Genomic DNA, 26,194 nt, shown 5'->3' with positions numbered 1-26,194 from the left:
CGGAATGAAGCGAAAGTTTCACGTTCCGTTCTGAAGGAGAGGTAGGGGTAGAAATGCCCCTATCGACTCTAACTACCTGAAACACAAGGAAGTTGGGCATTACCCCTGCTCCATGAAAGAATTAGTAGTGGGTCTTCACCCATACTTCAAGCAGCTTCTCAACTCAAACTTGTCTGTGAACATAGTGTCAACCCAGTTTTAGCAGTTTTAGATCGAGAATATGGCAATGCAACCTGGGTTTTAGCACAAGCAGATATTCAAGCTGATTGCTTAATCAGAGTCCGAAAAAATGCCTGCTTATGGTCAGCACCACCAGCCTATAGTGGTCGTGGTAGACCGCACAAGCACGGGCAAAAAATGAGACTCAATGACCCAACCACATGGCCTGAAGCGGATACTGCGATTGAAATTGACGAAGATCCAGAGTTGGGACAAGTCCGAGTCAGACAATGGATTGACTTACATTTTTATCGTGCCCCTGAACAAAAAGTCAATTTAATCCTCGTTGAAAGAATGAAGCCCATGTCAAACGGTCAACCATTTCCACCCTTATGGTTAGCTTGGGTGGGAGAACGAACTCTACCTTTAGAAACTGTTTGGTTTAAATATTTGCGACGCTTTGGAGTCGATCATTGGTATCGATTTGCGAAGCAACGATTGCATTGGACATTGCCTAATTTGAGAACCCCTGAACAATCCGAGCGTTGGAGTGATTTAATGCCATTGATGAGTTGGCAACTCTGGCTGGCCAGAGATTTAGTAATCGAGAATAGACTTCTGCAGGCAATCTGCTACTATCAATTTAACCCCTGGACGTGTTGCCCAATCAATGTTTTCGCTTTTGGTTGACATTGGGACTCCAACAAAAATCCCTAAACATAGGGGAAAATCCCCCGGTTGGGAAAAAGGAAGGGTACGAACTAAGGCACCGTGCTATCCCACCGTTAAAAAACGGGTTTCTCGACGTAAAAAGTCTTCAAGATTAGCTATTTAATCTTCTACTTTTTGAGTTTTTGAGCAACAGCTTGCCTGAGATTCAAAGGTGGCTACTTTTAGCTGCGCTCATTTTTTAGTCTAAACTACAGTGAAAATCGAGATTTAGGTATTGTTAAATCTCAACGAAAGCCCAATGTTAAGTTAATTGTTGCACCTTTCCCTGATCGACAGCGAGGCTCCGATCGATATTTCTTTGAAACATCTTCTCAAACCCCCTTGACAACTGCCATACAAGCTTAACTTGTTACCAATGTGCTGTGCCTAGATTGTGAACCTTCTTTTTTTACTGTTACCCCGATTTATTGAGCGGATACCATTAAGTTATTTATTTTTCATTCCTTACGGCTGACGCATTTGCTACCTCAGAAATCCGGTTTTTATCCGCCCATGCGTAAACATGAAATATAGATATTGGGTAGGGACACGGCACTGCCGTGTCCTACTCTATTTCATCTGATTGAAAACTGGTGTAAGAGTTACACAGCCAGGGTTTTTTGTTCGGATTTGGTAACTGCTGAATCAACTTCTAAGAGAGAACCTTCGGGGGATTCGATCGCAAATCCCGCATCTCGAATCATGTCCCAATCTTGATGGGCAGCTTGTCCGGGAGTTGTCAGATAATCGCCAACAAAGATAGAATTAGCAGGGTAAAGGCCGAGAGGTTGCAGCGATCGCAAATGCACTTCTCGTCCCCCAGCAATCCGAATTTCTTGACTGGGAAGCAAAAATCGGAACAAACAGAGAATTCGCAAACATTGGCGGGGATTTAACCTGTTCACCTCTGCAAATGGCGTTCCGGGAATTGGAATGAAAAAGTTGACCGGCACGCTAGTAACGCCCAAGTTGCGAAGCGAAAGTGCTAAATCGATCGCATCATCATCCGATTCGCCCATCCCCAAAATTCCGCCGGAACAAGTTGTGATACCCGCTGCTTTTACGTGTTCGACGGTTTCCACCCGATCGCCAAAAGTGTGAGTCGTGCAAATGTCCGAGTGATATGATTCGGAAGTATTGAGATTGTGATTTACGCGATCGACTCCAGCTTTAGCCAAACGATGAGTTTGTTCCTCGCTCAACAATCCCAAACAAGCACAAATTTTCAGGTTATAATTTGCCTTCACAGTCTCAACAGCATCCAAAACGCGATCGAAAGTAGATGCGCTAGGTTGGCGGCCCGAAATCACCAAACAAAACGTACCTGCTTTTAAATCTGCGGCGCGTTGGGCCGCATCCAGAATTTTCTCCTTAGCTAAAAGCGGATATTTCTCAATTTCCGCAGTCGAAATTTTTGACTGAGAACAATAATGGCAATCTTCAGGACAAAGGCCACTTTGAGCATTTAACAAATAGTGCAGCCTGACTCGGTTTCCCCAGTAGTGGCGGCGCACCCGATAAGCTGCGTTTAGTTGTTCCAGCAAAACCTCATCCGGTGCGCGCAATACGGCTAAAGATTGCTCGCGAGAGAGACATTTGCCCGCCAGCGCGTCGTCAGCCAAATCGTTCCAATTGGGTAAATTCATTACTAAAATTAAAGGGTTTACAGAGTATCCAAAACCTGACGAATCACCCGATAAATCGATTCTAGTTCATCAGGAGAAATGCAGTAGGGAGGCATCAAGTAAAGCGTATTTCCCAAGGGGCGGAGCAAAAACCCCGCTTCGAGAAATCTGGCTTTCAATACAGGAGCAATGTCATTAAAATAACCGGAATCGCTTTCCGTTTTCACATCCATTGCTACGATGGTGCCACAAGTCCGAATCCGTTCTAGTTTAGGATGATTTCTCAGCCATTGATTCAGATATTTGTGGTGGAGTTTTTCCATCCCTTGATACACATTTGGGTTTTGCTCCAAAAGCTCCAAGGATGCTACACTCACCGCACAAGCTAAGGGATTTCCGGTGTAAGAATGACCGTGAAAAAAAGCTTTGTCCCATTCATCTCGCCAGAAAGCTTGATAAATATCCTCCGATGCCATTGTGACAGCAATTGGCAAACAGCCACCAGACAATCCTTTAGACAAACACAGGATATCCGGTGAAGTTGCAGATTTAACCGAGGCAAACAGTTCGCCCGTGCGCCCAAAACCCGTCATTACTTCATCGTAAATCAACAATACATTAAACTGGCGGGCAAGTTGTGCGATCGCCTGCAAAAACTCAGGGCGGCACATTCGCATCCCCCCAGAACCTTGCACCAAAGGTTCGATAAAAATTCCCGCATAGCCGCCCTGCTTTAACAAAAACTCCAACTTCTCTAAACTCGCCGCCTCCTTGCTTTCCACCTCCTCATCGCCGTCAAAAGTCGCGGGAAAAGGAACAACATCCCCAGCAAACATTAAAGGTGCAAAAGATTCCCACCACAGCGAACTTCTGCCAGCCGACATCGCGCCCACAGTATCGCCGTGATAACCTCCCTCAAAACTAATAAAGCTAGTGCGATTAGTTTCTCCGATATTTTGCCAATATTGAAATGCCATTTTCAGAGCAACTTCAACAGCAGTCGAGCCGTTATCAGAAAAGAAAATCCGCGTTAAAGAAGCAGGCGTATGAGTTAGCAATTTATTCGCAAGTTTCTGGGCAGGTTCGTGAGTAAATCCGGCAAAAATTACGTGTTCTAACTTTTGGGCTTGTTCGTAAAGAGCCTCAGCGAGAACCGGATGGCTGTGCCCGTGAACTGTCACCCACCAACTAGAAATGCAGTCGAGAATTTGCCGCCCGTCTGCTAATTCCAGCACCGCTCCTTTGCCGCGAATTACCTTCAGTGGCGGGGCAGCCGTTTTCATTTGCGTGAAGGGCTGCCAAATCGGTGAATTTGAAGAATTCTGTTCCTGATTCGCAGTCATTTTTGCCCCGATTACTAATATTAACCTGCCTTTTAATATAGCAATAATAACGACCTTATGAACTTTTTATTTTTGATTATTTCTTCTTCTCTTCCTACCTGTCCTTAGCGTCTTCGCGGTTCGTTAAAAAAAAATCTAGTTTGGTGTCGAGGGCGGCTGCGCTGTAACGTCTGCCGCCATCTCACTTATTCGCGGGCGATGGTTAAAATTGTCAGTTACAATTTTCTACCTTTCAGCAAATAAGTTGTCATAGCTCCTTTGCCTTTAACATTAATTTTACCGCGCTTTTCCAACAAATACTTATCGCACAGCAATTCATAAGTTGAGTTGCTAACTTGAATTTTACCCGGAAGTCCCTGAGATTCCATGCGGCTTGCTGTATTTACAGCATCTCCCCACAAATCGTAAATAAACTTTTTAGTGCCGATGACACCTGCTACAACAGGCCCAGTATTAATGCCAATGCGGATATTGAGAGGTTTACCGCATTCGTCGCGGAATTTCATAATTTCTTGCTGCATTTCCAGGGCCATTTCGGCAATAGATTCGGCGTGATTTGTACAGGGAAGCGGCAAACCGCCTGCTACCATATAATTGTCGCCGATCGTCTTAATTTTTTCTAAGCCGTATTGTTCGCTTAAGCGATCGAAAGATGAAAATATTTTGTTAAGCAACTCGACTAATTCTTCAGGAGATGTGCGCGAAGATATTTCGGTAAAGCCCACAATATCAGCAAACAAAACCGTAACTTCGGCAAATCCGTCCGCAATATTTATCTGACCTTGTTTTAGGCGATCGGCAATCATTACTGGTAATATATTTAGTAATAAACGTTCCGACTTTTCTTGTTCGGCGCGCAATACTTCCTCAGCTTGTTTCCGCTGTGCAATTTCCTGGTATACTCGGTGAAACATTTGATTGAAGGCGACCATGAGTTCTCCCAACTCGTCATCCCGCTTGACAGACAGAGAGTAGAAATCAGGTTGTTCTCGATCTTTGCTCAAAGCGTCTCCAGCAGCGATCAAGTCATCGCGCAATCTCAAGATAGGTGAAATTACTGTCAGCCCTAAAAACAACATAGTCACAGAAGTGACAAAGGCTGATATAATGATGACTAGAACAGCAATCCGTCCGATAAATGCGTAGAGTTCCGGCTGGACTGTGGAAGCATCGTGGCGAACAATTAAGATGTAATCGCCTCCCAAATGTCGCTCCGTCCAAGCAATATCGTACCTCTTGCCATCGAAATTGTGATTGTGAACTATGCGAGATTCTTTTAGTTGCTCTAAACTGATTTCTGGGGGTTCGCCAAGTGTATATATTAGTTCACCGTTAGTTTGGTAAATAGATAGTCCTAAGACTACTTGAGAATCCTTAGTAATATTTTTTACTTCTTCTTGCAATAAAGTGCGATCGGAAATATCTTGTTGGAGCACAAACTCTAGGGAATCAACAGTCGCCCGAGATACCTGTTCCAGTTGGCTTAAAAGTTCATTTTCTCGTCGAAAATAAGAGGGAACTAAAATAATTCCTTCTATGACAAGAATGCTAGCAAATACCCACAAAGCTATTTGCCTAGACAAGCGAGATTGGAAAAATTTCAAGAATGATAAAATCGGCAAGGGCATAAAATTTACTATTTGGCAAATGGCTAATGTAGGACATAGGAAAAAAACCGGGTTTCTGGTAATCAATTTTGGGTTGTCAACGAAGCAACCGCGCAGAAACCGGGTTCTCACATCCCCTGTGTAATTCCTGTAATAGTCCGCCGTCAGCAGTCAGCAGCGACTAACTGTTAGTTCTTGGCTGCTTGCTGCTGACTAATGACTGATCGCTCTCGACTAACTAGCAGACCCCTTCATAATATAATAAACAAATTAAACCGAAACGGCGCTGACTAGCCTGCCTGCAAGCAGATAAGTATTCATATAGCCCTTGCCTTTGATGTGAATAATTCCTCTGTTTTCAAACAGATACTTATTTTGCAAGATATCGTAAGTTGATTGTGTGACTTGAATCGCGCCTGCAATCCCGTCAGGATGGAGGAAAGCTCAGACATACTTGCCATCGCTCTCCCTACGCCGACACCAAATAAAATTGTCAAAGCAAGGAGAATTTGTTTGTAAACTAATTGGCTGATGGCAGCCCGACTGCGAGAAATCAATTGGCGCATGGTATCCTCAAGTCTGAGGTTTAATCTTTATTTCAATTTATTCACTACTAACATAACACTGCTTGTTCAAAGTGTTTTGCTGGCGTCCGGGGTAAAGCAAGACTCTCTGGCTGTAACGGAGGGTCAATCGATTTTTGATTTTTGATTTTTGATTTTACATTAAAGAATTGAAGCATTGACTTGCGCGAGATAAATACGTTCGGCAAGTTTCATCGGATACAGGTTTTTTATTTCTGGACAGATGAATCACGTGGCGGGTATCGTGGATGCTTTCGGTTAATTATTGTTTACCACGAGTGTTTGGCTTATCCGTAAAAATACGCATAACTATATAGCGGTTTTGTGTTGAGTGAAGTACAGATGATCGGGTAAGGACAGGGCAGTGGCTTGTCCCTACTTCCGCACTTTTTGCTCTATTTCAGTTAGGATAGCAATTGTAGTCTATGGTTGACGATCGTGAATTCTGACTCTACTGCCTCACCTGCGCGCAACGAAATTTTGCCGGGAGAAGTTTTCGTCAATACTGCCAATTTTGATACAGGCATTCGGCGACTTTTACCTAAGTATGACGAAATGCTGGATGTAGTAGCAGGCTGCATTGCTAACACAAACCACCGCATTTTAGAACTCGGCTGCGGTACGGGGGAACTCACTTTAAAAGTTCTCAAACTCTATCCGTCTGCGGAAATAGTTGCTGTCGATTACTCGCCGCGAATGCTTGATTTTGCCCGCGCCAAAATTGAGTCTGCAGGATACGCAGCCCGGTGGACTGGCATAGAAATGGATTTTGGAGAATGGGCAAACAATCCAAATTTCTCAGGCTTGGGCGATAAATTCAATGCTTGCATTTCATCTCTGGCAATTCACCATCTTGAGGATGACATTAAGTTAAAATTGTTTCAACGGATTCGCGAAAGTTTAAATGCTGGTGGCTGTTTTTGGAATGCAGATCCTCTTTTAGCAGAATCAGCAGCAATGAAAGATATTTATCAAGCGGCGCGAGAAGATTGGGCGCTAAATCAGGGAGAAACCTTAGCACAAATTCGCGCAAATGTGGGGAAGAGTGTCTCTTACGGATATTCTAATCCCGATCGCCTAGCTACACTTTCGGCACAGTTGGAAATGCTGGTAAAAGCTAGATTTGACACTGTTGCAGTGCCTTGGAAATACTACGGTATGGCGGTGTTTGGGGGATTTGTTAATTGAAAAAAGCAGTCTTGGAGGCAATTGTCGCGATTCAATCGACTTGTAAGGTGCGTCAGGCTGAGGATGTGCGCGAAATAATTAGGGTTTGCGTCTAACGCACCCTACTGGCTTTTATAAAATATATAATACTGTCAGGATTGAGGAAACAAAATGACTGCAACTGCGATTCAAAGTATTGACTGGGATGCTTTTTCTTCGGAACTATCGGGAATCGAAATAATTAGCGATCGCGCGCAAGTTGTCAAGCTATCTCAAGACTATTATCACTTCAGTCCTGTTTTGCAACCTCTCTTAAGTGATAAAACAGGAGATTTAGTAGTTCGTCCCGCCAGCGAAGCCGAAGTTTTGCGGATTGCTGCAGCCTGCGTCAAATCCAAAATTCCGCTAACTGTTAGAGGTGCAGGAACGGGCAATTACGGGCAGTGTATTCCCCTCAAGGGCGGCGTCATTTTAGATACCAGCAAAATGAACAGTATCCGCTGGATAAAACCGGGTTTAGCTTGCGTAGAACCAGGGGTAAAAATGTCGGTTTTCGACAAACAAGCGCGAGAAACTGGTTGGGAATTGCGGATGGTTCCCTCAACCTATCGCACCGCAACGATTGGGGGATTTATCGGCGGCGGTAGCGGGGGAATTGGTTCGATAACTTACGGGCAATTGCGCGATCGGGGAAATCTTCATGCCGTTCGAGTCGTTACAATGGAAGACGATCCCCGCGTCATCGAATTGCGCGGCGATGAAGTGCAAAAAGTCAATCACGCTTACGGCACAAATGGGATTATTACTGAGTTAGAAATTCCCCTCGCCCCTGCTTATGCTTGGGCGGAAATCATCGTCGCTTTTGACGATTTTATGACATCGGCTAACTTCGGTCAAGCTTTGGGCGATGCGGACGGAATTATCAAAAAACTAATTTGTGTTTGTGCTTGGCCGATTCCTGCTTATTTTGCTGCTTTTCGCGAGGAGATTCCTGAAGGTAAGCACTGCGCTTTGTTAATGGTAGCTGAATCTTGTCTGGAACCGCTGCAAGATTTGGTGCGCGAATATGGCGGCACAATTTGCTATCAAAAAAACGCGCAAGCAGCGAGCAAAGGTGCAGCAATTGCTGAATTTACTTGGAATCATACAACTCTACACGCTCGCAGCGCTGACCCGTCTCTGACTTATTTGCAGACGCTTTTTCCCGCAGATAAAGGTTTGAAATTGATTGAGGAACTGTACAATTATTATGGGGATGAGGTGATGATGCACTTGGAGTTTTTGCGGATGAATGGCAGGGCGATCGCTGCGGCTTTGCAAATAGTTCGCTACACTACGGAATCACGGCTCAATGAAATTATTCGCTATCATGAAGAGCAAGGCGCGCTGATTGCTAATCCTCACACTTATATATTGGAAGATGGAGGGATGAAAAGTATTAATGTGGAACAGTTGCAGTTTAAAGAGTTGGTCGATCCTTACGGTTTGCTTAATCCGGGTAAAATGCGGGCGTGGTTGGAACGGGATTAAGGGGGATGGTTTTTAGATCGTTCGGCGGTTGAAACCGCTGCTAGACAAACGAAGTCCGCCTACGCGGACTAATAAATAAAGATTAAAACTTGGCGGTTGAAACCGCTGCTAGACAAACGAAGTCCGCCTTCGCGGACTAAGAAATCAATTTAAGGGACAGGGGCGGTAATTTCTGTAGGTGCGATCGCCCCTGGTGTAGGTACTGCTTGCTTTTCCAGTAGTAGGCGCTGTTTGTTCCGAAATTCGGCGGCCGCATCGTTCAAATTTTGGCGCTGTTCGCTATTAAATTCTTCCATGCTGCGGCCGCCGCCCAATTTGGATCTGTGAATTAAATCAAATATTCCGCTTCCGCTGCTGCGGCCGGAAAAGGGGTCGGTATTGTCTTGAGTTTGAAAGTCTTGCAGCGGTTGGGCATTATTTAAACCGCTGGCTTGAGCGAAGCTTGCTTGAGGGGAGAACAGAGCACAGGATGCGATCGCGCTTGCAGCAATCCCAATCATCAATTTGCCGGATTTGGAAGTTTTGGTGTTCATCATTTATTAGTTGAATCTTCAAAAAAACAATTCTATCTAAACAATATTCTGACTTGTGACTAAATATTATATTACTTCGCTGGGGCTAAGGACAGGGCAATGCCTTTCGTCGTGTCAACTTAAGCTTTTAGTCCGCCAGTCCTCTCGCTTACCCAAGAGTCCGCCAGGGAATGAATTCCCTGTCTCATAGCGAAAGTCCTCTGAAAGAGGACTGAAGAAGTCATTAGTCCTATCGCTTACCCGGCAGTCCGCCAGGGAATGAATTCCCTGTCTCATAGCTAAAGTCCTCTGAAAGAGGACTGAAGAAGTCATTAGTCCTATGCAAGAGGACTTTGGCTTTGAGGCTGTTGTTTCAACCCCTGACGGACTATCGGTTTTACCTTAAGTTGACAGGACGAAAGGCATCCTAGAATTGACGGTGCAGGTGAAACGATCGCCCTGCCCTAAGCAAACCTGCGTCTCAGCAGCGGTTGAATGCTCAGCAGCGCCACCAAATCAAACGCCAGCAGCACTAATAGCGCTCCTCCAAAGGTGACAGTACCCCAAGGAGCCTGCATCACGACACTGGCTAGCGACCAATCGCTGTGCAGGTACAGGTAGCGGATGGGTTCGATCGCATAACTCAGAGGATTGAGAGTCACCACAACTTGCAGCCACTCTGGCATAAATGACAGCGGCGCGAGGGCTGTGCTGGCAAATAACAGCGGCAGGTTAGTAACAAAAATTACCGCTATTAATTCTACGTGACCGGGGAGAGCAAAGGCTAAACCCAGACTCAGGCCGGTGACGCCCAAAACTAACAGCAGCACGATCAGGGCGATCGCCCCAAGTCCGGCAATTCCGGGGAATCCCGCGCCCAAAAACGCCCCCGCTGTAACGATTGTGCCGGTTTGGATGAAACTCAGGGTGACGATAAAAATAGCCGAAGCGAGGACGATCGAAAATCTGGAAGCCAACGGCGCGACTAACAAGCGGTTGAGAAATCCGAATTCGCGATCGAACATAATCGGCAAACCAGCATTCAGCGCCCCGGCAAAGGCTGTAAAAACGATTACACCAGCGCCGAGAAATTGTCCGTAATTCTGGCTTTCGCCGAACAAGCCTGCGGGTGCATTTTCAAACAGAGCTCCGAACAAAACCAACCACATCAGGGGCTGAATAATGCCTGCAACTAGCGTCGAGGGGCGACGCTGCAATTGAATAAACAGGCGCTTGGTTAAGGCGAGTGTTTCTTGGATAAAGTCGCCCAGCAGGGAAGTGGATGTGTCAGCGGATGCCGTGGAGAGTGGCCGCTGCTGGTTGAGGTTGTTGGGGGATGTAACAGTACCGCTCATAATTGCTTGTTGATTAAATCTAACTCTCTTTACAGTAGCAAGTCTGGAGGTATTGGTGGTGTTGGGCGGGCGATCGTCACAAGCCAGCAGATTAGGTTGTATAGTCATGATGATAAATTCTACATAGCTGGGAATCTTCGATCGAGACATGGCAGAAACACCGATCGCTCTATATCGGCAAGGCAACGCTAATTCACCTAGAATGGATAATGTCCGACCGAACAAAGATGTTGCTACTTATGAAGAAAATGGTCGCATCTGGGTAGATCCTACTTTAGGAGGTGGGATTTCGACATTTGCTACTCAAAGAAGCGACAAAAACTGGTGGAAGTTAGATGCGGAGAGTGAAATTCCTGCCGCGCTTGATTTAGTTAATGACCACAACGATCATTGGTTGTGGAAACCGAGTCATATTATGCCGATAGAGGAGTACAAGGAGTCTCTTCGACTGATAAGTGCATCTTTCTACAAAGTGAGTTAAGGATTTTCAGCTTTAGCAGCTTTGACACAGAGTGGGTTAGCATTGTGGCAAGTGAGTGTAAAGATTAAAAATGGAGTTCAGATGATTCTATCTTTTAAGGATGTACAATTTATTATCGAAGCTCTTGAGTTTCGGATCGAGGCATACCGAGAACGTTTGAATGACGAAGAATTGGATGAGGATGAAGCATCAGATATCGGCAACGATAGCTATTTTTTAGAAGCGCTACGCGAAGATTTGATGAAAGCTATTAAGGATGGTAGTCTGCCTAAAATAGCAGAATCTTCAGACGGTTTGTATCAAGAGGTAAGAAGTTAATGAGGGCGAGCGCACTTCTTTGCGACAGGGGATGAGATGGGCGATCGCGACTGAAAAACGGTGCTGGATATGCTACATTGAGTATGAAGAATTTGGCAAAAAAATGTCTTGTACTTTCACGGCAATTGTTTATTGGGAAGAGGATGTTTATGTAGCCGAGTGTCCTGAAGTGGGAACGGCTAGCCAAGGAGAGACGATCGAAGAGGCGATCGCCAATCTCAAAGAAGCAACGGAACTTTATTTAGAAGAATTCCCTCTGCCTAAAACTTCCCCCCGTCTGCTAACTACATTTGAGGTATTGAGTGCCTAAACTACCGCGAGTTAGTAGTGCAGAAGCCATCCGCGCTTTGGAACGCTTAGGCTTTATTCAAGTACGGCAGCGAGGCAGTCATGCTATTTTGAAGAAACAATTACCGATCGATGATGAGTCGAATCCTCAAGGCGCGATCGAGGTTGGCTGCGTAGTACCAGTGCAGCGTAAAACTTTGGCTGTTGGAACCCTCAACAGTATTCTAAATCAGGCAGGGATTTCTGTTGAAGATTTTTTGAGAAATCTTTAGATATATTGAAAGAGCGATTCCTGCGGGATAGTTCGGCTAAACAAGGGAGGATAAAGCTATGTCATCAAGTGCGATCGCCACTTTGGTTAAAATCATGGAATCTTTGCCGGAAACTCTGCAAGATAGAGTTGTTGAACACCTGCGAGAATACATTCTGAAATCAAATATTACTGTTCCTGTCAACCCCGACGGTAAGTTAGAAATTCCCGCTGAGATTGAGGCTCAACTGAAGCCTGGGGATCGATATGCAGTTACAGTGACAGGAGATAGTATTGTTTTTGAGAAGGTAGCAGGTTTCGACTGGGAGGAACTACGACGGCGTAGAGAGTCTTTACCCCTCGATCCTAATCCGATGACAAAGGTAGCAGGTTTCGACTGGGAGGAATGGGAACGCCGAGTAGAAGCAGCGACTCCCGATCCTGATGAGTTAACAATGGAAGAAATTTGCGAACTTGTGCGGGAAGTGCGTCGCGAGAAAGGTTCTGAAATAGACTCGCACAAATGAAAATTGTAGTGGATACTAATATCTTTGTGTCAGGCTGGCTGTGGGGAGGTATCCCAGCTCGTTTATTCAGATTAGCTCGAACTCGTCAACTTATAATTTGTGCTTCTGAACCAATACTAGCAGAATTAGAGAATACTTTGAACAAACAAAAACTCCAGGCGAGATTACAGTCTTTGAGTTTTACCGTTAATGGTTTAATGAGCGGAACACGAGAGTTAGTGGAAGTTTATCCAATTTCCACTATCGACGTGCCTGAGTTACGAGATGCTAATGACAATATGATTTTAGCAACTGCGATCGCTGCTGGTGCTGATGCAATTGTTACGGGCGATCTGGATTTGTTAGTGTTGCAGGAATATGAGGGGATTCCTATTGTTACGGCTAGGGAATTTTTGGAGCGTTATTTTCCCGAAAATTAGGGGGCGATCGCACTTGGTTTAAGTAAGGGCGATCGCAGACTTACAACTTAGCATTCCCAGGTTACGCAGTCAGAAGGCAGTTATGGTTTAGCAGCTTTTACCACATTCTCAACCATTTTAATCGCCTCTTTGATTGCAATTTTACCGCTTTCTACGGCCCTAATTAAATCCTGAGCGTCTTTCGGGCTAATTAAATCGAGCCTGACGGGTTCTTTCAAGGAAACAATAAATTTAGTTTTATCGCTGTCTTTCAGGTTATAGGCTCTTTCTTTGTCTTCAATATCTTTTAGCTGTTCTTCTAAGTTTTTAAGTATTTCTGCTTGTTTTCCCTGGTCAAAATTGCCATCAAATATTCGTTTTACCCCTACAAGAGCAGCAGCACCTAAAGCTGCACCGCCAACAACTAATCCTACGGGAGGTGCAACGACCCACAACCCAAATAGAACTGGTACACCACCGAAAGCTGCCACCGCCGCACCAGCACCGGCAGCCCCCACCACACCAATGCCAATATCTGCTAAAATCCCTAATTTATCATGTGGATTTTTTTTCAGTTGCTCTATTGACTTCAGAATTTGCTCTTTGGTTGGCGTTTTATTTGCCGACATATTAGACCTCAATTTTTTTGCTAATTTTGGCAGTTAAGCAGTGATGACGTTGCGGAAAATTGTATTGAAAACGTCTACCAGTAATTGAAAAAAATCTTTGGCAATCTCAATAATCTCTTGAACAATTCCAATAATTCCATCAGACACCTCTTTGCCTCGATCGAGTCGGTGGCCGGCTATTGCACCAATTGGGATACCCAGCGCTGTTGCCAAAGGTTCTAATAACGGGCCGACAAATGGTATCGAACTTGCCAAAATTCTTACAGCGACACCAACAGCAACCCCTATCGCTAAATGGGGATGCGCTTTGACAAATTCTATGATTTTAATCAGGAGAATTTTGCCGATGAGTAAAACTTTGTTAGCAGCTTTTTTCGTGTATGTGGCAAGTTCATGCAGTCGCATCGAGACTTCATGCGGCAAGCCCATATCATTTAACCAGACATACAATTCGCTGCTGCTCATTGCATCAGCATCGACTTGCCATAGAGCCATTTTTAAATTAGCTTGCGGTAGGGATAATGCACTAGACATAATTTTTTATCCTGTTGGAAATTACTAAATTTTTACGAACACTTCACGAGGCGAAAAGCCCCTAAACGTCTTGCAATTATTAAAAATAAAAAAGCTGGTTGATAAAAAAGCAAGCCCAGGCGGATTAACACGGGCACTCCTACCATGTCAAAACTAAGGGCAAAACTAATTTCTGAGCCTTTTTATTTACTTCTTTGCTCACTGACGCAACCACATTTTAAGCAATTTCTTGCTTTAATGCCCCTCATTAAAAAGTTTAACTTTAATTTTTATGTATTGTCCAGTAGGAGAATGTCACAATTGGCCAGTAGTTGATAAAATTAGCTAGCCGTTAAAAGTCACATTTTGCCCTCCTAAGTCAGAAAAAGTCAGAAAAAGTCTGATACAATAGATAAAACTTCCTACCCCTACCCAATAAATGGATGTTCAAGAACTCTTAAGGTTGGCCGATGGCTTGGTGTTCACTAAGACGGGCAAACACCTAGACGATCGGCAACAGGCAGTAGTACGGGGAACTTGGCAAGGTAAAAAATACTCCGAAATTTCCCAAGAGGTTCATTGTACTGAACGCCATGTCAGAAATATTGCATCAAAGTTATGGAAAATTCTTTCAAAAATCTTAGAGGAAGATGTTAATAAATCCAATTTGAGCTCCACAATGGAAAGATATGAAATATCTAAAATTTCAAATTCTGGTTATTTTAACCTTGTCCACAAAGGGAATATAAACGTCTGCACAGAAAACTCACAGCCTCCAAAAGCTCCACAACACTCACCCCCTACACAAACCTCAAATGAAGACAACACCCAACAGAAACCGCGACTCGATTTAAGAGATGCACCGGAGATCAAAACCTTCTACAACTACCCCAACTCACCCCTCACCGCCCTCGAAACCTGGATTCTAGAGCAAAACTGCCGCCTCCTCACCATCACAGGCATGGCAGGCACCGGCAAAAGTGCGATCGCCCGTCACCTCATCCCCCAAATTCAAACTCAATTCGATCGCATCATCTGGCGCAGTCTCCGCACTTCTCCGCCCCTCGAAACAACCCTCAAAACCCTCATTCAATTTCTCTCAAATCAACCAGAAATTAACTTTTCCGCCAACATCGATGCTCAGTTGTCAATCCTAATCGAATATTTGCGCGAAAATCGCTGTCTAATCATCCTCGATGACGTGCAGCAAATTCTCAGCAGCGGGCAACTTGCAGGAAATTACAAACCCAGATATGAAAACTACGGAACCCTATTTAAACTCATCGGCGAAATTCCCCACAATAGCTGCTTAATTCTCAATAGTTGGGAACCTCCCTCAGACATCATCACATTCACCGACGATAATTCAGCAGTACGTTTATTGCAGTTAACTGGTTTAGGTGAAGTCGCCACAGAAATTCTGAGAGAAAAAGGTTTATTAGATGAAGAATACTGGCCAGAATTGATTGAACTTTATCAAGGCAATCCCCTATGGTTAAAATTAGTCGCTCAAACTATTAACAACTTATTTAGCGGTAGAGTATCTCAATATTTGAGTTATCAACCAGTATTTTTAAGCGATGAATTGACACCGATATTGCAGCAGCAATATCAGCGGTTGTCGGAAATAGAAAAACAGGCGATTTCGCAACTTAGTAATGAAATCGAGCCTGTTTCGTTTACCCTATGGATGGCAAAATGTCAAGGCTCACAACGTGAATTATGTAAAGCAATTCAATCTTTAGCCAGACGGGGAATGATCGAAAAATTGAGCGGTGAAACAGAAACCATTTTCACGATTCCACCTGTGTTAAAACAGTATGTTAAAATGGTTGCAGAATAGTCTTAAATATCTATAGTCCGGGACACGCTCCGATTAAAGAAACCGGGTTTTTTACCTAATTTACGGTATGTAACTAAGTATTTCGTAAAAAAACCCGGTTTCTGGGCCACCATGCGTAAGTCCTAATCTAGCTAAATGAGAGTAAACCACGATCGCAACTCAAACCCAACCTAAACTAATGCTCACTTTCGATCGATTCATCAAGCAACTTCCAGATGAAGACGGACGTTATGAACTGGTTAATGGAGAAATTGTCAAAATATTACCAACAATCAGACTCCACGAAAATGTAGCTGATTTTATTGAAAATACGTTCCAAGACGAGGTAAAAATACTCAACCTAAATTACAGGGTATCTGGCCGAATTGTAGTCAGGACATTAACCCCGAATGGTAAAGAACAAGGCCGCCATCCTGATGTTACAATAGTAGACAAAACCCTCTGGAAATCTCAACATTTCGCCCTCTCAGCCCTAACTGAACCACCACAATTAGTTGTAGAAGTTGTCTCAACAAATTGGGAAGATGATTATATCGACAAGCTGGATGAATATCAGCGGCTGGGAATTTCTGAATATTGGATTGTCGATTATTTAGCTTTGGGTAGCAGAAACTATTTGGGCAACCCGAAAGAACCGACTGTTTTTGTTTATCTACTTGATGAAAATGGGGTTTATCAAATGACTGCTTACCGAGGAACTGAGCGAATTATATCTCGAACTTTCCCCGAATTAGCATTGACAGCAGAGCAAGTGTTGGATGTATGATATCAAATCTGCCGAAAAGATAAGGATAAAGCATTGCTCATTGGTTTTCGCTTCAACCGAAAGACCGCCAGGGAATTAATTCCCTGGCTAATAGCTAAAGTCCTCTTGCATAGGACTAATGAGTAATGATTTCTTCAGTCCTCTTGAGAGGACTTTAGCTTTGAGGCAGGGGTTTCAACCCCTGACGGGCTCAGGAAAAGAGCGTCTCGAACAGGCAAGATGCCTGTTCCACAATAATTATTGGAGAGGTTTATTAAACTAAACTACGATCGCATCGCCTGTTTTTGCTCAGCCTTCAAATCGCGGTTGCTAGCAGCAGCCAACTCCGCATCCAACAGAGTCTTACCAGTCGCAGCCAAATACACATCATCCAAACTCGGCCGAGATTGAGCAATCCCAAAAGTAGGAAGTCCCGCATCTTTTAAAGCTTGCTGAATAGTCACCAGCGCATCGCTTTGCGGTGTTACTACTAAATTGAGAGAATTTCCTTGAGCCGTGTTGACAATTACTTCCTGCACAAAAGGCAAAGATTGCATCAGAGTTTTAGCTTTTTCGGCTTCTTCCATCGGCGAAAACTCCCGAATCCGCAGAGTCACCCGATCGCCCCCAACCCGATTTTTCAACTCCTCCGGCGTGCCCTGTGCAATTACCGTACCCTTGTCAATAATCGCCACGCGATCGGCCAAAGCGTCAACTTCTTCGAGATAGTGACTCGTAATCAAAACCGTCGTACCTTCCTCCCGCAACCGGCGCAGGAAATCCCACACAACCACCCGGCTTTCAATATCGAGCCCGACAGTCGGTTCGTCTAACACCAAAACATCAGGCTGATGCAGCAATCCAGCAGCCAAATCCAAGCGTTTGCGGATACCGCCGGAATAAGTGCCCGTCTTTTTATTTTCCCACTCCTCCAAACCGAGGAGTTTCACCATTTCGTCAATCCGCCCTTTAATCCTAGGGCGCGGCAAATGGTAAAGCGCTGCTTGCAGTTGCAGGAGTTCCCGCCCCGTCAGCACCTTATCCAGAGCCACTTCTTGGGCGACATAGCCTAGTCTTTGTCTGGCAATTCTCGGCTGACTGACAGCAGAAATGCCAGACACTTCAATGCGTCCGCTATCGGGCGCACTCAAAGTACAAAGTACCCGCAGGGTTGTGGTTTTGCCTGCACCGTTGGGGCCTAGCAAACCAAATATTTCCCCCGGTTCTACCTTGAAGGAAACATCTTTAACGGCTTCTACAGTGCCGTAGCGTTTCTGAAGATTTTCAATTAAAACGGCGGGAGCCATATATTTTGGGGATGAACTGGTTGTTAATATTTTGACACTTCTGAGCTCAAATTGCCGGAATGGTCGATCGACCAATGCGACTCGGTGTGCTTGTAACGATCGCACAATCCTCCTCAACCGGAAACTGCTTCTAGTTTTGATTCTTAATGCCAGTTTAAAAAATATTAACTTTATAGCGGTTTTCAACTCTGATATTCATCAGTTTTCCCACTCTCCAATCTCCCATCTCAAATCCAAAAAATTATGAGTTTTGAGTTAATTATAACTTTTCAGTTAACAACTCAAAACTCACAAGTTTTCAACAAGTAGAGATGCACCCGAAACCTGTTATTTTATAATTATCTCTACCTATAGGCTGATGTGTAGCGAGATTTTGATAATTAACACACTGGGCAAACACATCACACTTTCGATCCCACTATTAAACACAAAAAACTTCCCGAATTGGCAAGTTCTCCTTGTAACGAGTTCCCAAAAAATGTAACTGTAGGCTCGTGAGATCAATCCCGATAGTTATCAGTCATCACCAATTCTTTAATCGAAAATCGAAAATCGAAAATCGAAAATGGTATTAACTCCTTTACAGAGAGTGGTTGCCAGGTCTTTAATCGACAATTTTTACCCAACCGCGGCGAACGTTGTACAGCAGTCGGTTGATGATGGCATACTCATCTTCATTCAGTGTTCTTTCTAAGAGTGCAGATCTGAGCTGTCTCCGGTCGTGGCGAGTCACGACGCTGGAGAACATGACCTGACCAAATAACTCTTCGAGTGTCATTTGGGATACTGACATGATAAACCTCCTAGTTGATTGAGACAGATAAAATTTTAACAGGCTTGTTGTATTTTTATTGTGCACTCTGGGAGTGACTTCAAAGGCGATCGAAAACATTGACACGGTGTGATTTTTTGGCTAAAAATCTGTGACCGAGACTTGGATCGGCAGTGACTTGGATCTCTTAAATTTGTGATGCTTGTCACTAAAGTCAGAGGGGAAAAGTCAGAAGTCAGAGGGAAAAAGACCATCAAGCGCGATCGCCCTCAAAAACTCTCCATCTCGTCCTCATGGCTTCTCAACCTTATTTTCCCCTATGCCAATTTTCCAGCTAATTGAGGCATCGGTCAATAGTCGCCACAACCGACTCTGCCAAATCTTTCAGTGCGTAACCCCCCTCCAAACCAAAAGCTATGCGGCGGGTGAGTTGCAGGCAGTATCCGGTGAAAGTACCGAAATCTGACGGCATCAGAGTCATACTCGCCAGCGGATCGGACGCAGTAGCGTCATAACCAGCGCTGACAATCAACAAATCCGGTTCAAATTTGGACAAAAAAGGCACGACAAGAGATTCAAAGGCGCTCAGGTATTCAGCTATGCCACTGCCGGGATAGAGGGGAATGTTCAGCACGTTGTCGTAGGCACCGCGCTCCTCGGCATCTCCCGTTCCCGGATAGCAAGGAGATTGATGCAGGGAACAGTAGGCAATTTGCCGGCAGCTTTCCACCAAAGATTGAGTGCCGTTGCCGTGGTGTACGTCCCAGTCGAGGATGGCGACACGGTTGATTCCCGGCTGTTCCAAGGCGTAGTGAGCGGCGATCGCAGCATTGGAAAACAAGCAAAAACCCATCGCGCGGGCGTTTTCCGCGTGGTGTCCAGGCGGCCTGGCCAGCACAAAAGCCGGTTCCCCCGCAGCCACCACTCGATCGACCCCATCGAGCCAAGCACTCGCCGCTAGCAGCGCTACGTCGTAACTTTCAGCAGAAATCGGCGTATCACCGTCGAGGTAGCCGCCACCCCGATGAGCCAAATGTTCGATTTCTTTGATGTATCTTTGCGAGTGAACTTTTTTGATAGCCGATAACAGTTGTTGTTCGCGCTGCGCCACTGGGGTGGGCAGTTGCCACTCAATTTGATCCGCCCAGGGAGCAGCTTTCAGAGCATTGACGATCGCCGTTAAACGTTCTGGTCGCTCTGGGTGAAGCATTCCAGTCTTGTGCAGCAAGAAATCTTCGGAGTAGATGACGGGTAGCATCGGCTGATTTTAGATTTTAGATTTTAGATTTTAGATTTTTACTTAGCTTTAAGAAGGCCTTCGGTTTTGTGAAATTAAAATTTCGATCGAGTAACCATTTTAATTTCTTAGATGGCCGTCAAAAAAACTCACGAAAGCATGAAACCCGATCGCCTAAAAAAACCTTTTTAGCTTTTGCCAACTGCTGACAAAATCACCAACTGACAAATTATCAATTGTGCTGGTTTCGTCCCTTAATTTTTCTGGCAACTTTCCCATAAATTCCAAGGCAAATTGTGATATAATTTCAGGAGTAATTGGCAATATTTGGCAGCTCTACTGAATCCAAACCGATTTTATCGCATTTTTGAGATTTATAGCGGTCAAATTTAAATTTTTAACGGAGTTTTTCAACCTATGAGCACCTCTGAGTCGCGGATAATCCCGACGGATCTGGGTAATGAGATGTCCCGATCGTACTTGGAATACGCCATGAGCGTAATAGTCGGTCGGGCGCTACCAGATGCCAGGGACGGTCTCAAGCCCGTTCACCGACGCATTCTCTACGCCATGAACGAATTGGGCTTGACTCCCGATCGACCTTTCCGCAAATGCGCCCGCGTCGTGGGGGAGGTGCTGGGCAAGTATCACCCGCACGGAGATACAGCGGTTTACGACGCCCTGGTGCGGATGGCTCAGGATTTCTCCATGCGGGAACGCCTGATCAACGGCCACGGCAACTTCGGCTCCGTTGACAACGACCCGCCCGCTGCCATGCGGTACACCGAATGTCGCCTCACAGCCTTGACTAGCGACTCCATGCTGCGCGACATCGACTCGGAAACAGTTGATTTCGGCGACAACTTCGACGGTTCCCAGCAAGAACCCCTCGTACTCCCGGCACGCATCCCCCAAATTTTGCTCAACGGTTCCTCCGGGATTGCTGTAGGGATGGCCACCAACATTCCGCCCCACAATTTAGGCGAAATAATTGACGGTTTAGTAGCGCTAATTCACAATCCAGCCATTACTGACCTGGAATTGATGCAGTACATCCCCGGCCCGGACTTTCCCACCGGAGGGCAAATTCTCGGTAGAGGCGGCATTCGCGATGCTTACACCACCGGGCGCGGTTCGATTACAATGCGCGGAGTCGCCAACATTGAAACCATCGAACATCCCGGCCGCCCCGACAAAGAAGCAATTATTATCACCGAATTACCTTACCAAACAAACAAAGCAGGGCTAATTGAGAAAATTGCCGAACTTGTCAACGACAAAAGATTAGATGGAATTTCCGACATTCGCGACGAAAGCGATAGAGACGGAATGCGGATCGTGATCGAACTCAAGCGCGACGCCTATCCCCGCGTCGTCCTCAACAACCTCTACAAACAAACACCCCTCCAAGCCAACTTTGGAGCCAATATGTTAGCGCTAGTAAATGGGGAACCCCAACTACTTACGCTCTCCCAATTCCTCAATGTCTTCCTAGACTTCCGCATTGAGACAATTACTCGCCGGACTCAATACGAACTCCGCAAAGCAGAAGAACGCGACCACCTTCTGCAAGGCTTATTAATTGCCTTAGAAAACTTAGATGCAATTATTCACCTAATTCGCGCCGCTGCCGACTCCGCCGCAGCAAAACAAGAATTGATGGATAATTACGGTCTTTCTGAACAGCAATCCGACGCAATTCTGCAAATGCAGCTCCGGCGTTTGACAGCATTAGAAGCGCAAAAAATTCAGCAAGAACACGAAGAACTGCGAGCTAAAATTGAAGATTTGGAAGATATCTTAGCGCGCCGGGAACGCATCTTAGAAATCGCCGAATTTGAAGCAGTCGAAATCCAAACCAAAATCGCCACTCCTAGACGCAGCGTCATCGAACACGCCGAAGGAGAAATCGATGAAAGAGATTTAATTGCCAACGAACAAGCAATTATTCTGATCACCGAGCAAGGCTACATCAAGCGGATGCCAGTCAGCACTTTCGAGGCCCAAAGTCGCGCTACTCGCGGCAAAGCAGGCGCGAAAATGAAAGAAGACGACGGAGTAGAACATTTCCTTTCCTGCTGCGATCATGACAGCGTTTTGTTCTTCAGCGACAGGGGCGTAGTTTACTCTGTCAAAGCTTATCAAATCCCCGTCTGTTCCCGGACGGCCCGCGGCACTCCCGTGGTGCAACTGCTGCCGATTCCTATAGAAGAAAAAATCACTTCTATGGTGTCAGTCACAGAATTCACCAGCGAAGAATACTTGGTCATGCTGACTCGCGGTGGCTACATTAAGAAAACCGCACTTTCCGCTTTTGGCAACATCCGCACTAATGGATTAATCGCCATTTCTCTAGAAGAAGGCGACCAACTGCGCTGGGTGCGGAGAGCAAAAGTGGGTGACAGCATCATCATCGGTACGCGCCAAGGCATGGCAATTCATTTCCGCACCAATCACGAACAGTTGCGCCCAGTCGGCCGCGCGACGCGGGGTGTAAAATCAATGAAATTGCGATCGGGCGATGAGTTGATTAGCATGGACATTTTGCCCAGTTCAATTGTTGCCGAAATCGCTGAATTGGAAACTGAAGACTCCGAATTTGAGGGAGCTAATATTGCTCAATTAGAAACGGACGAAGCGGAATTTGAAGGGGCAGAAAGTGCTGAATTGGAAACGGAAGATGAAGAATTAGAATTGCAAGCAGAGGAAATTGAAGGCGAAGAGGTTGAAGAAATTTCGACAGTTAGCAGCGAAGTTCCTTCGGTGTTGGTAATCACCACCAACGGCTACGGCAAGCGGGTTCCTGTTTCTCAATTCCGCCTACAAAGACGGGCAGGCAAAGGATTGACGGCTACTAAATTTAAGTCGAAAAAGGGTAAGGATCAGGTAGCAGCCCTGCGAATTGTCAACGAAGATGACGAATTGATGATCATTACCAACCGAGGTATTATTATCCGTCAGGCGGTGAGTGCAATTTCTACTCAATCGCGCACAGCAACGGGTGTGCGGGTGCAGCGGTTAGATGAGGATGATTCCATCGTAGCTGTGGCTTTAGTGCCGGCTGCTGGTGAAGAATCGGCGGAAGAATCGGAATCTGAGGAAGTGGCAGAATAGTCCTAGGTTAATAGTTTGTAAGGTGCGCGCTGCGTACCTTACTGCTGAATGGTAAAAATGCGATCGTCCCTACTCAGAAGTTTTCCCTCAAAAGTCAAATATTTTTTCCGGTGAGGTAATGATGAGTCATTCGATTTTAGATTTTAGATTTTAGATTTTGGATTGACTTGCGCGAGATAAATTCGGGGGCTTGAGGATTTTAGATTTTAGATTTTGGATTGATTCCACGGATAAATCACGTGGCGGGTACCATCAAGAAATTCTTGGTCAACTCCAAACCCCACTACTAACCGATACCTGGATTACAGCGACTTGGGATGAATATATAGAAATTATTAAACAGCCGGAGTACGATCGAGCAAAATCCTACTACTACAACGGACTATTGAGGATTGAAATGGCAGCAGTCGGGCCAGATCATGCTGATGACAACGGAGTTATCGTCATCTTAATCAATTTATTGGGCATTGCTAAAGGTATAAAAATGAGACTCCTGGTCAACTGTAGCTACGCCAAAACAGGTGTCAGAAGCGCTCAACCTGATGCTTCTTAGGAATGAGAATTAAATAACTTCCACTCTTGAAAGTGGGATGGGCCTAAGAGCCCATCCAAAAAGGACGGGCTCTTAGGCCCATCCCACAATAACAATTAAAATTGTAAGTTATTTAATTCGCGATCCTAAGCATCTACTTTGTACCTTTATTGACAAGTTAGATTTAGACCCGGATTTGATGTTAAACCATCCTAAGCTTCCTTCAGTCTTGTCTTATGGTACTTTGGCTGCTTAAAAACAGTCCGGAGTATTGATTCACCAATTGACAGAGGAATGTTGTATAATCTACATTCAAAACAACCAATTTCTGCACCCCTTAACAAAATTGATATGACAGAGAAATCCCACATTTTTTTAGCTGGTGCTAGTCGAGGCGTCGGCTTAGAAATCGCGAAATGTCTGACAGCACAAAAGATGCAAGTAACAGCACTTTTGCGATCGCCCGCAACCAGCACCGAATTAGAAGCAATGGGCATCAAAGTCGTGACTGGCGATGCTTTGGATGCAGCAGCTATGGAAGCTGCGATGGCTGGTGGCGATTCAATTCATGCCGTAATCAGCACAATTGGGGGCTTGCCCAAAGATGGGGAAAGAGCCGATTATTTGGGCAACAAAAACTTGATTGATGCGGCGGTCAAAGCAGGCGTGCAAAAATTTATTTTAGTTTCATCAATCGGCAGCGGTAATAGTGTCGGCGCTTTGCCGCCCCAAGCTTTAGAAACTTTGCGCCCGGTTTTAATTGAAAAGGAAAAAGCCGAAAATCATTTGATAGAAAGCGGGATGATTTATACAGTAATTCGTCCGGGCGGACTCAAATCGGAACCTGCAACAGGCAACGGTATTTTAACAGAAGATTGTCGAGTTGCTGGAACTATTCACCGGGCAGATGTAGCGCAGCTAGTTTGTCAGTGTTTAGTTTCTGATGCTGCTAACAATAAAGTTTTGTCGGCGGTAGATAAACAGATGGTTTACGGCAATCCAGAATTTGAGGAATTAAATCTGTAGGGGCGGGTTTTACCAACAATAATTGCCTAAAACCGATAATCTCGTAAACCCGCCCCCACTTGGGTGGCGATCGCGCGGGGTGGGGGCGGGTTTTTGAGTCTTTGGGTATCCTTTGAAACTATTGGTGAACCCGCCCCTACAAGTTTTTGACGGAGGGCGATCGTAAACCTGTCCCCAACCAACGGCAAATCTCAAGAATCGAAAGGCTTAATCCACGATCGCCCGATCGCCCAATCCAGAACCAAACCCGCGATCGCAAATAATACCACACTCTCGACACCGCGAACCGCAAACGGCAATAACTCCTGTAGGGCGGGCATCTTCCCCGATTCAAAAAACAATCCAGCATCCAACTGTCCAAAAGCCCGCACCAACCCAAAAGCCAACACCGCACCAGATTTAAGCTGCGGGTTAACATCTCGGCGAATCGCATAGCGGTAAGTCACGCCGAACAAAAAACCGCCCAAAAGTGCGATAGTCGCCCTGAAGGCAAAATTTAGGTCAATTTCCCTTACCTGCAAACTCGCCAGAGAATCCAACCTATCCGCCAGAATTAAGCTATTACCAAGGGCGATCGCCCCAAAACCCAGCAAACAAGACAAAGCAGCAACACTCCCTGCCTTCAAAGATTCTACCCGTTCAGCCGCACTAAAATTTGACGAATCCTTCACAGCGCCCTCATTTCAAAAATGGCTCAAATTGACTTATGATAAGGGTTGAAGTCACTTTGTACAGTTTGTTCAATAAATAGCTATGGATATTTTGTCACTCGGTTGGGTTTCGGTGCTAGTTCTGTTCTCCTTCTCAATTTCAATGGTCATTTGGGGACGCAACGGTTTCTAGATTCCAGAATAGCTTGCGGGGCAAGCTTTTTAACGGCCCCGCATTTTTTTTAATCCTATTTAACCAAATCAAAATAACAGGAGTTGTCAACATGACAGTCAAAAAAATATTAATGTTAGTCGGCGACTTTGTAGAAGACTACGAAGTAATGGTTCCCTTCCAAGCCCTGCAAATGGTAGGTCACACCGTCCACGCCATCTGCCCGGAAAAAGCTGCAGGCCAAACAATTCGCACCGCAATTCACGACTTTGAAGGCGATCAAACCTACAGCGAAAAACCCGGTCACAACTTCACTTTAAACGCGACTTTTGACGAAATCAACCCGGCCGACTACGACGCTTTGGTTATCCCCGGAGGACGGGCCCCAGAATACATCCGCCTCAACGAACAAGTGCTGCAAATTACCCGCTACTTTGCCAACAGCAAAAAGCCGATCGCATCTATATGTCACGGCTTACAGGTTCTAACCGCCGCCGGCGTACTCGAAGGCAAACGGTGCACCGCATACCCCGCTTGCAGCCCTGACGTACTCCGGGCCGGCGGCAAATATACAGAAGTTCCCGTTACCGAAGCCGTAGTCGATGGCAATTTAGTCACCGCCCCCGCGTGGCCCGCACATCCTAACTGGTTGGCTGAATTCCTGAAAGTTTTGGGAACGAAGATCGAACATTCAGATAGTCATTAGTCATTAGTCATTAGTTAGGATCGCGAATTAAATAACTTACAATTTTAATTGTTATTGTGGGATGGGCGTCCCGCCCGTCATGAGTGGACGGGC

The 26,194-nt window shown here is 45.4% G+C and carries 28 protein-coding genes and 1 pseudogene; 17 read left to right on the top strand and 12 right to left on the bottom strand.

What is annotated here, in order from left to right; all coding sequences use genetic code 11:
• Positions 1-105 precede the first annotated feature (105 nt).
• The gene (locus QUB51_RS27485) at positions 106-849 is read left to right on the top strand and encodes a transposase (protein WP_333298358.1); all 744 of its coding nucleotides are present in this window, start codon (positions 106-108) and stop codon (positions 847-849) included.
• A 237-nt stretch (positions 850-1,086) separates the two neighbouring features.
• Positions 1,087-1,236 (top strand): annotated as a pseudogene (locus QUB51_RS27480) (IS4 family transposase); the annotation flags it as partial.
• 236 nt (positions 1,237-1,472) lie between these two features.
• Here the strand turns inward: QUB51_RS27480 and bioB are convergent.
• From bioB to QUB51_RS27460, 4 genes are all read right to left on the bottom strand, one after another.
• On the bottom strand, positions 1,473-2,516 hold the full coding sequence (bioB, locus tag QUB51_RS27475) for a biotin synthase BioB (protein ID WP_333054415.1): 1,044 nt from the start codon (positions 2,514-2,516) through the stop codon (positions 1,473-1,475).
• A gap of 17 nt (positions 2,517-2,533) precedes the next feature.
• Positions 2,534-3,838 (bottom strand): adenosylmethionine--8-amino-7-oxononanoate transaminase, encoded by a 1,305-nt coding sequence (gene bioA / locus QUB51_RS27470; RefSeq protein WP_333232465.1) that lies wholly within the window; start codon positions 3,836-3,838, stop codon positions 2,534-2,536.
• Between the two features lie 215 nt (positions 3,839-4,053).
• Positions 4,054-5,466, bottom strand: coding sequence for an adenylate/guanylate cyclase domain-containing protein (locus QUB51_RS27465; protein WP_333054418.1), 1,413 nt, complete (start codon positions 5,464-5,466; stop codon positions 4,054-4,056).
• A 249-nt stretch (positions 5,467-5,715) separates the two neighbouring features.
• Positions 5,716-5,868: an adenylate/guanylate cyclase domain-containing protein gene (locus tag QUB51_RS27460; protein ID WP_333054555.1), complete on the bottom strand. Its 153-nt coding sequence runs from the start codon at positions 5,866-5,868 to the stop codon at positions 5,716-5,718.
• A gap of 599 nt (positions 5,869-6,467) precedes the next feature.
• Here QUB51_RS27460 and QUB51_RS27455 point away from each other — a divergent pair.
• Positions 6,468-7,217 (top strand): class I SAM-dependent methyltransferase, encoded by a 750-nt coding sequence (locus tag QUB51_RS27455; protein WP_333264055.1) that lies wholly within the window; start codon positions 6,468-6,470, stop codon positions 7,215-7,217.
• 150 nt (positions 7,218-7,367) lie between these two features.
• Positions 7,368-8,726, top strand: coding sequence for an FAD-binding oxidoreductase (locus QUB51_RS27450; protein ID WP_333054421.1), 1,359 nt, complete (start codon positions 7,368-7,370; stop codon positions 8,724-8,726).
• A gap of 149 nt (positions 8,727-8,875) precedes the next feature.
• On the opposite strand, the gene QUB51_RS27445 is transcribed toward QUB51_RS27450, so the two are convergent.
• Both QUB51_RS27445 and QUB51_RS27440 read right to left on the bottom strand, forming a co-directional pair.
• The gene (locus QUB51_RS27445) at positions 8,876-9,262 is read right to left on the bottom strand and encodes a hypothetical protein (protein ID WP_333264058.1); all 387 of its coding nucleotides are present in this window, start codon (positions 9,260-9,262) and stop codon (positions 8,876-8,878) included.
• 440 nt (positions 9,263-9,702) lie between these two features.
• On the bottom strand, positions 9,703-10,593 hold the full coding sequence (locus QUB51_RS27440; RefSeq protein WP_333104916.1) for an ABC transporter permease: 891 nt from the start codon (positions 10,591-10,593) through the stop codon (positions 9,703-9,705).
• A gap of 148 nt (positions 10,594-10,741) precedes the next feature.
• Between QUB51_RS27440 and QUB51_RS27435 the strand changes: the two genes are divergently transcribed.
• From QUB51_RS27435 to QUB51_RS27410, 6 genes are all read left to right on the top strand, one after another.
• Positions 10,742-11,074, top strand: coding sequence for a Tse2 family ADP-ribosyltransferase toxin (locus QUB51_RS27435; RefSeq protein WP_333142489.1), 333 nt, complete (start codon positions 10,742-10,744; stop codon positions 11,072-11,074).
• Between the two features lie 81 nt (positions 11,075-11,155).
• Positions 11,156-11,392, top strand: coding sequence for a hypothetical protein (locus QUB51_RS27430; protein ID WP_333264061.1), 237 nt, complete (start codon positions 11,156-11,158; stop codon positions 11,390-11,392).
• A 31-nt stretch (positions 11,393-11,423) separates the two neighbouring features.
• On the top strand, positions 11,424-11,702 hold the full coding sequence (locus QUB51_RS27425) for a type II toxin-antitoxin system HicB family antitoxin (RefSeq protein ID WP_333264064.1): 279 nt from the start codon (positions 11,424-11,426) through the stop codon (positions 11,700-11,702).
• Positions 11,695-11,952 (top strand): type II toxin-antitoxin system HicA family toxin, encoded by a 258-nt coding sequence (locus tag QUB51_RS27420; protein ID WP_333264067.1) that lies wholly within the window; start codon positions 11,695-11,697, stop codon positions 11,950-11,952. The genes QUB51_RS27425 and QUB51_RS27420 overlap by 8 nt, the downstream gene beginning before the upstream one ends.
• 58 nt (positions 11,953-12,010) lie before the next feature.
• Positions 12,011-12,457 carry a hypothetical protein gene (locus QUB51_RS27415; protein ID WP_333264070.1) on the top strand — a complete coding sequence of 149 codons (447 nt, stop codon included), beginning with the start codon at positions 12,011-12,013 and terminating at the stop codon, positions 12,455-12,457.
• On the top strand, positions 12,454-12,876 hold the full coding sequence (locus QUB51_RS27410) for a putative toxin-antitoxin system toxin component, PIN family (RefSeq protein WP_333264072.1): 423 nt from the start codon (positions 12,454-12,456) through the stop codon (positions 12,874-12,876). The genes QUB51_RS27415 and QUB51_RS27410 overlap by 4 nt, the downstream gene beginning before the upstream one ends.
• Positions 12,877-12,956: 80 nt before the next feature.
• Here the strand turns inward: QUB51_RS27410 and QUB51_RS27405 are convergent, their stop codons facing one another.
• Both QUB51_RS27405 and QUB51_RS27400 read right to left on the bottom strand, forming a co-directional pair.
• Entirely contained in the window at positions 12,957-13,484 is a 528-nt protein-coding gene (locus tag QUB51_RS27405; protein WP_333264075.1) for a hypothetical protein, read from the bottom strand.
• A 33-nt stretch (positions 13,485-13,517) separates the two neighbouring features.
• Positions 13,518-14,018 (bottom strand): hypothetical protein, encoded by a 501-nt coding sequence (locus QUB51_RS27400; protein ID WP_333264078.1) that lies wholly within the window; start codon positions 14,016-14,018, stop codon positions 13,518-13,520.
• 418 nt (positions 14,019-14,436) lie between these two features.
• Here QUB51_RS27400 and QUB51_RS27395 point away from each other — a divergent pair, with 418 nt between their 5' ends.
• Both QUB51_RS27395 and QUB51_RS27390 read left to right on the top strand, forming a co-directional pair.
• Entirely contained in the window at positions 14,437-15,840 is a 1,404-nt protein-coding gene (locus QUB51_RS27395; RefSeq protein WP_333264081.1) for an NB-ARC domain-containing protein, read from the top strand.
• 178 nt (positions 15,841-16,018) lie between these two features.
• Complete coding sequence (locus QUB51_RS27390) at positions 16,019-16,606, top strand: Uma2 family endonuclease (RefSeq protein WP_333054430.1); 588 nt, start codon at positions 16,019-16,021, stop codon at positions 16,604-16,606.
• A 263-nt stretch (positions 16,607-16,869) separates the two neighbouring features.
• Here the strand turns inward: QUB51_RS27390 and QUB51_RS27385 are convergent, their stop codons facing one another.
• From QUB51_RS27385 to QUB51_RS27375, 3 genes are all read right to left on the bottom strand, one after another.
• Positions 16,870-17,892 (bottom strand): ATP-binding cassette domain-containing protein, encoded by a 1,023-nt coding sequence (locus QUB51_RS27385; RefSeq protein WP_333168479.1) that lies wholly within the window; start codon positions 17,890-17,892, stop codon positions 16,870-16,872.
• Between the two features lie 604 nt (positions 17,893-18,496).
• Positions 18,497-18,685 carry a hypothetical protein gene (locus tag QUB51_RS27380; RefSeq protein WP_015175516.1) on the bottom strand — a complete coding sequence of 63 codons (189 nt, stop codon included), beginning with the start codon at positions 18,683-18,685 and terminating at the stop codon, positions 18,497-18,499.
• Between the two features lie 313 nt (positions 18,686-18,998).
• A complete protein-coding gene (locus QUB51_RS27375) occupies positions 18,999-19,922 on the bottom strand; it encodes a histone deacetylase (RefSeq protein ID WP_333264084.1) in 924 nt (307 codons plus the stop codon).
• A 396-nt stretch (positions 19,923-20,318) separates the two neighbouring features.
• Between QUB51_RS27375 and gyrA the strand changes: the two genes are divergently transcribed.
• The 3 genes from gyrA to QUB51_RS27360 all read left to right on the top strand — a co-directional run bounded on the left by gyrA (position 20,319) and on the right by QUB51_RS27360 (position 24,573).
• Complete coding sequence (gene gyrA, locus QUB51_RS27370) at positions 20,319-23,015, top strand: DNA gyrase subunit A (protein ID WP_333211234.1); 2,697 nt, start codon at positions 20,319-20,321, stop codon at positions 23,013-23,015.
• A gap of 190 nt (positions 23,016-23,205) precedes the next feature.
• Entirely contained in the window at positions 23,206-23,568 is a 363-nt protein-coding gene (locus tag QUB51_RS27365) for a Uma2 family endonuclease (protein WP_333264087.1), read from the top strand.
• Positions 23,569-23,898: 330 nt separating this feature from the next.
• Positions 23,899-24,573, top strand: a complete 675-nt coding sequence (locus tag QUB51_RS27360) for an SDR family oxidoreductase (protein WP_333054437.1) — start codon at positions 23,899-23,901, stop codon at positions 24,571-24,573.
• A gap of 191 nt (positions 24,574-24,764) precedes the next feature.
• On the opposite strand, the gene QUB51_RS27355 is transcribed toward QUB51_RS27360, so the two are convergent.
• Positions 24,765-25,244, bottom strand: a complete 480-nt coding sequence (locus QUB51_RS27355) for a hypothetical protein (RefSeq protein WP_333054438.1) — start codon at positions 25,242-25,244, stop codon at positions 24,765-24,767.
• Between the two features lie 82 nt (positions 25,245-25,326).
• On the opposite strand from QUB51_RS27355, the gene petN reads away from it, so the two are divergent.
• Together petN and QUB51_RS27345 are read left to right on the top strand one after the other, a co-directional pair.
• A complete protein-coding gene (gene petN / locus QUB51_RS27350; protein ID WP_071883976.1) occupies positions 25,327-25,416 on the top strand; it encodes a cytochrome b6-f complex subunit PetN in 90 nt (29 codons plus the stop codon).
• A gap of 91 nt (positions 25,417-25,507) precedes the next feature.
• Positions 25,508-26,101, top strand: coding sequence for a DJ-1/PfpI family protein (locus QUB51_RS27345; RefSeq protein WP_333054439.1), 594 nt, complete (start codon positions 25,508-25,510; stop codon positions 26,099-26,101).
• The last annotated feature ends 93 nt before the right edge of the window (positions 26,102-26,194 follow it).

Origin of the sequence: Microcoleus sp. AT8-A3, from assembly GCF_036705675.1 — a bacterium.
Lineage (GTDB): Bacteria > Cyanobacteriota > Cyanobacteriia > Cyanobacteriales > Microcoleaceae > Microcoleus.
Note: the sequence above shows the minus strand (reverse complement) of the source record. Positions and strands in the feature narration are given on the sequence as shown.